This window comes from Leptolyngbya sp. FACHB-36 (genome assembly GCF_014695955.1).
Lineage (GTDB): Bacteria > Cyanobacteriota > Cyanobacteriia > Leptolyngbyales > Leptolyngbyaceae > FACHB-36.
In genome coordinates this window covers 1-5,103 of sequence record NZ_JACJPG010000327.1, presented here as the reverse complement: position 1 = coordinate 5,103, position 5,103 = coordinate 1, and the positions used below count along the sequence as shown (strand labels likewise).

Sequence of the window (5,103 nt, the reverse complement as noted above, 5' to 3'; positions counted from 1 at the left end):
TCTGACGAACTGAAGACTGGAGTGTAGGCTCCTGGTCGAAGCTTAAATTTGAGGAGACGCGATCGACCGATCGCGTCTCCTCTGTGTGTAGAATTCGCCAAACATTTACAGTCTAGATTTCGATCGTGGCGATGTCTGTGCCAGCACCCAATCGGGACGAAGGCCGCGTGCCTGACGCAGGTAGGGATGGTGAATCTTCAGGTTTGGGTCCAGCGTGTTGATGTGAATCAAAAAGCGAATGCAGCGCGGCAGACTGCCTTCTACGTGCATTTGCTGCACATCAAACAGCGGTACATTTGCCCAACACGCACGCTCACGGGCGATCGCAGCTGGAAACACAGCGTCTAGATCGCGCGTTACCGAGAATGTAACGCTGATGATGTCGTCGGGATCGAGGAAGTTATGCGCCTCTAGCTCATCCAGCAGTTCATGCACCGCTTCGCGAATCGCTTCAACTGAATTCTCGGAAACGGTTGTTGCCCCCCGAATGGCTCGCACTTTCCAACCCACCCTCGCGTCCTCCAGATTTTAACCACAGTGCTGTATACAGGAATCAGAGCGATGCGATCGCTCATCGATCCCGATCATAATCATGCCCGAGAATCTGCCGGAACGTCAGCAGGAATGTCAGCAGTCTTAGGGAAACTTTTTGTTCCGCTGTCTGTTCCGCTGTTACGGACGATATAGCCACAGGGGCAGCCCGCTGGTAGAGAGTTCAAATGCGAACCAGTCCACTGCGGTCGTAAATCCCGGAACCGCCGCCAGCGGATGCAGCCGATCTTCATTGGACACCAGCCGATTGAGCAACGGTTTCCGCTCCTCCAGGGTGAAGCAGCGGGTTTTTTCAGGGTCTAGTCCGACGAGTTCTGCTGCCCAACGGCGAGCGTCTTCTTCGGTACCGAGACGATCGACCACGCCCAACTCTAGCGCTTGCTGTCCTGTGAAGATGCGTCCATCCGCAAAGCTCCGCACGGTCTCTACCGCCAAACTCCGGGCGTCTGCTACCGTTTGCACAAACTGCTGATAGCTAACATCGATTAGCTCTTGCAGAATTCCTTTCTCTGAATCGGTCAGTTCGCGATCGAACGCCAAAATGTCTTTATAGGGACCCGACTTAATCACCTTAAATGACACGCCAACTTTTTCGAGCAGTCGCTCTAAGTTGTTGCCGCGCAGAATTACGCCAATGCTACCTGTAATCGTGCCGGGGTTTGCCACAATATGTTGAGCGCCCATGCCGATGTAAACGCCGCCCGACGCCGAGATGTTGCCGAAGCTAGCGACAATCTTGGTTTTATTTTGCAACCGCTTAAGCGCGGTATAAATTTCTTGAGAGTCGCCCACCGTGCCGCCCGGAGAATCGATGCGCAGCAGCAGTGCAGGATACTTGCGCTCTTCAACCGTCTTAAGCGCCTCAAGCACGCGCTTACGGGTGGCACTCGCGATCGCCCCATTGATTTCAATGCGAGCAATCTGCTTACGAAAGGGCTTAAAGAACCGAATCATGATGGTCAACCATTCAAACGAAGACTGCACAACAAGCGACAAGGAGACGCCAACGTCTGCCGCTGCCAATGTCGTTAACCTCTAGTGTGCCGCATTCGTGCTGAAGTTGCTGGACAGGAATGGCACGGGCAAGGGACAGAATTGTCCAAACGGCTACTTAACATAACTACAAGATTAGGTACAATTTTAAACACATCGCTTGCACAACTCCCTGCGATCGCGCCCGTTGCACTTCACACGTTCTCAGCATGACCTCTAAACTCCCTGCTTCGCGTCTACCTATAGCGCCGCTGCTGCTGATTTCGCCCTTCTTCTTCTGGGGAACTGCGATGGTTGCTATGAAGGGGGTGATTCCCAACACAACGCCGCTGTTTATGGCGGGAGTGCGGCTGGCTCCGGCGGGCTTGCTGGTGCTGGCGGCAGGGATCCTCATGGGCAGACCACAGCCAAAAGGCTGGGCAGCGTGGCTGTGGATTGCGCTGTTTGCGCTGGTGGATGGGGCGCTGTTTCAGGGCTTTTTAGCCGAAGGACTCACGCGCACTGGGGCGGGGCTGGGGTCTGTGATGATCGACTCGCAGCCGATCGCAGTTGCACTAATGGCGCGGTGGCTATTTGGTGAACAAATCGGGCTGTGGGGCTGGTTGGGACTGGCGATCGGCATTGGAGGAATTAGCCTGCTAGGACTGCCGGACGAGTGGATTCTTAGCGTGTTGCAAACGCGATCGCTGCCAGAAGAACTTCAGCTTGGCGGAAATCTATTAACAAACCTGTTTCAGAATGGGCAGTGGTTAATGCTGCTGGCGGCGCTGTCGATGGCGGTGGGAACGGTGCTAATGCGTCCAGTCAGCCGTCATGCAGACCCAATCACGGCTACGGGTTGGCACATGATTCTTGGTGGGCTGCCGCTGTTTCTGCTGTCGTCCCAATTTGAGGTAGGACAGTGGGCAAATCTGGATTGGTCGAACTGGGTGGCACTGAGCTACTCGACAGTCTTTGGCAGCGCGGTTTCTTACGGTATGTTCTTCTACTTCGCGTCGAGCGGTAGCCTAACAAGTCTGAGTTCGCTAACGTTCCTGACTCCGGTGTTTGCGCTGCTGTTTGGCAATGTCTTTCTGGCGGAAATGCTCAGTCCGATTCAGTGGGCAGGCGTTGGGTTGACGCTGGTAAGCATTTATTTGATCAACCAGCGCGATCGCCTGGCTCAACTGCTTCAGAAGCAGCCGTCGCTGACCATTGACGCTCCTTGCCTACCTCAAACGGATTCTGCCTTAGCAGACCTAACGCAGGTGGGCGTGCGCGTGACTGAGCACGAGTGACGCTGTAAATGCTTAGCGGCTTGAATCTACTGCTGCTTTCTACCTCGGTGGGACCGCTGGGATCTGGACTCGGCGGCGGGGTGGAACTGACGCTGCACAATATTGCTAAAGCGCTGACACAGAGAGGGCATCGAATCACGATCGTCGCTCCGGCAACGTCAGTCTCTCTCTTTCCGCTGATCGAGATTCCGGGAGACTGGCAAACCACCGCGCAGAGTGAAGGACGCAGCGCCCCGATCGTGATGTCAAAAAACTCAGTTTTGGCGGGTATGTGGGAGCATGCCCACAATGTTCAAGAGTCGTACGATCTGCTGCTAAATTTTGCTTACGACTGGCTGCCCTTCTACTTAACGCCGTTTTTCCGTCGCCCGATCGCCCATCTTGTCAGTATGGGATCGCTGACCGACGCAATGGACCGCATTATTGCGCGGGTCGCAGAGCAATTTCCCCACACAATTGCCGTTCACAGTCGAGCGCAGGCAGCAACGTTTCCGTTTGCCGATCGCTGCCGCGTTCTAGGCAACGGCTTCAATCTGTCGCTGTATCAGTTCAATCCGCAGCCGCAGAGACAGCTTGGCTGGGTTGGGCGGATCGCGCCCGAAAAGGGACTGGAAGATGCCGTTGCTGCCGCACAGCAAACGGGGATTCCTCTACGAGTCTGGGGTGTGCTGCAAGATGAAGCTTATTGGCAGCAAGTGCGTCAAGCGTACCTGAATGCCCCTGTGACCTATGAGGGATTTCTGCCTACCGGCGAGCTGCAGCAAGCACTGGGGATGTGTCAGGGGTTGGTGATGACGCCGCGCTGGGTGGAAGCCTTTGGCAATGTGGCGATCGAGGCACTCGCCTGCGGTGTTCCGGTGATTGCGTACCGTCGCGGTGGTCCCGCAGAAATTGTCCGCGATGGTGAGACGGGTTGGCTGGTAGAGCCGGATAGCGTTGAGGGGTTAGTGGCAGCGATCGCCCGACTTGACGAGCTGGATCGGCGTGCTTGCCGTCAGCAAGCAGAACAGGACTATTCGCTGGAGGCAATGAGCGATCGGTTGGAGCAGTGGTTCACCGATTGCCTCACACTTCATCAACCAATCAAAACGCAACCGATTAAGTAACAACTGCCGATCGCCAATAATGATGAAACCTTCGTGAAAAATGCTTGGTTCTGCGGCTTTTGTCTATTCTAGGGTCGCCAATTTCTAAGCGCTCCCCAAGACCTCTCGACTACCACCCTAATCACTCAAACGTAGAAGAACTCGACCTTCCGCAATTTGGTAGCTGCTGTCTTGAAAGTCAATATTGCAAACTACGAATTACGAATTACCAATTGGCATAACCTGACAACGATCGCTCTGCTACTGTCTTTCGATGAATTTACACGTCTGCTGACGCCCTGGTACACTCCGCAGAGCAGCCAGTGAGGACACAGCGCATGCTGGTGTGGTTTATGCACGGAGCCTCGGTGCGGCAGGTGGGCTATGCAGACCCACTGCGATCGCGCCTGATTGAGGCATTTAGCGATCGAGATTTGCCAATTCCAGAGTTTTACTCTAGCTACTGGGGCGATGCCCTCGGCAACACAACTCAAGTTTGGGACTGGGTGCAGCAGGACCTTGCGACCTTTGAGTGGGACAATCCTCAGATTGATCCAGACGACATCTTCCACTACCGCCAGCGCCGGGAGCAATTGATCTCTGGCTTTTTCAACGATATTTTCAGCTACCTCAATACCAAACGGGGACGAGAAGTTCGGCGCTTAATTGCAGTGCAGTTTCTCAGTTTTCTGGCGGAGGTGTCCCCGTTCGAGGAAGATTTGCACATCGTTGCTCATTCGCTTGGCAGCGTAGTTCTGTGGGATTTACTGTTTTCGACTGCGTCTGACGCTGCTGACCCTGCCTCTTATGTTCGCAGCGTCATCAAAGGCTTGAGCGGACCTGGCGAAGGACGGAAGATCAAGCTGCGGAGCATTACAACCTTGGGATCGCCCTTGCTGTTTTTTAATCGCATTCTGGAAGTGGATATGGAGCAGCTGAAGCAGTTTGCCGATCGCTACACGACTGCCCCGCTCCGCTGGATAAACGTCATCAATGCCTCGGACATTTTTGCCTATCCGATTCGCGCCAGCCTTGAGCTAGATAACTCGACGCTGTATTTGCGCGACAAGTACTTGGGCGAACGGAACTTTCTGAAGAAGAGTATTGGTGATGTAGCGATGGCGTTTGGACTGGTGAATGATCACAGTCACTACTGGCGCAGTGCGCGTGTAGCTCAATTGGTAGCGGCAAATCTG

The 5,103-nt window shown here is 54.4% G+C and carries 5 protein-coding genes; 3 read left to right on the top strand and 2 right to left on the bottom strand.

What is annotated here, in order from left to right; translation table 11 throughout:
• Positions 1–105: 105 nt before the first annotated feature.
• Positions 106–510 carry a chorismate mutase gene (gene aroH / locus H6F43_RS09250; protein WP_190342500.1) on the bottom strand — a complete coding sequence of 135 codons (405 nt, stop codon included), beginning with the start codon at positions 508–510 and terminating at the stop codon, positions 106–108.
• Positions 511–672: 162 nt separating this feature from the next.
• Entirely contained in the window at positions 673–1,506 is an 834-nt protein-coding gene (gene sppA / locus H6F43_RS09245; protein ID WP_190342501.1) for a signal peptide peptidase SppA, read from the bottom strand.
• Between the two features lie 248 nt (positions 1,507–1,754).
• Between sppA and H6F43_RS09240 the strand changes: the two genes are divergently transcribed.
• The 3 genes from H6F43_RS09240 to H6F43_RS09230 all read left to right on the top strand — a co-directional run.
• Positions 1,755–2,822, top strand: coding sequence for an EamA family transporter (locus H6F43_RS09240; protein WP_190342499.1), 1,068 nt, complete (start codon positions 1,755–1,757; stop codon positions 2,820–2,822).
• Between the two features lie 8 nt (positions 2,823–2,830).
• Positions 2,831–3,928, top strand: coding sequence for a glycosyltransferase family 4 protein (locus H6F43_RS09235; RefSeq protein ID WP_190342498.1), 1,098 nt, complete (start codon positions 2,831–2,833; stop codon positions 3,926–3,928).
• Positions 3,929–4,245: 317 nt separating this feature from the next.
• Positions 4,246–5,103, top strand: an 858-nt coding sequence (locus H6F43_RS09230; protein WP_190342497.1) for a hypothetical protein, incomplete at its 3' end; no start/stop codon positions are given.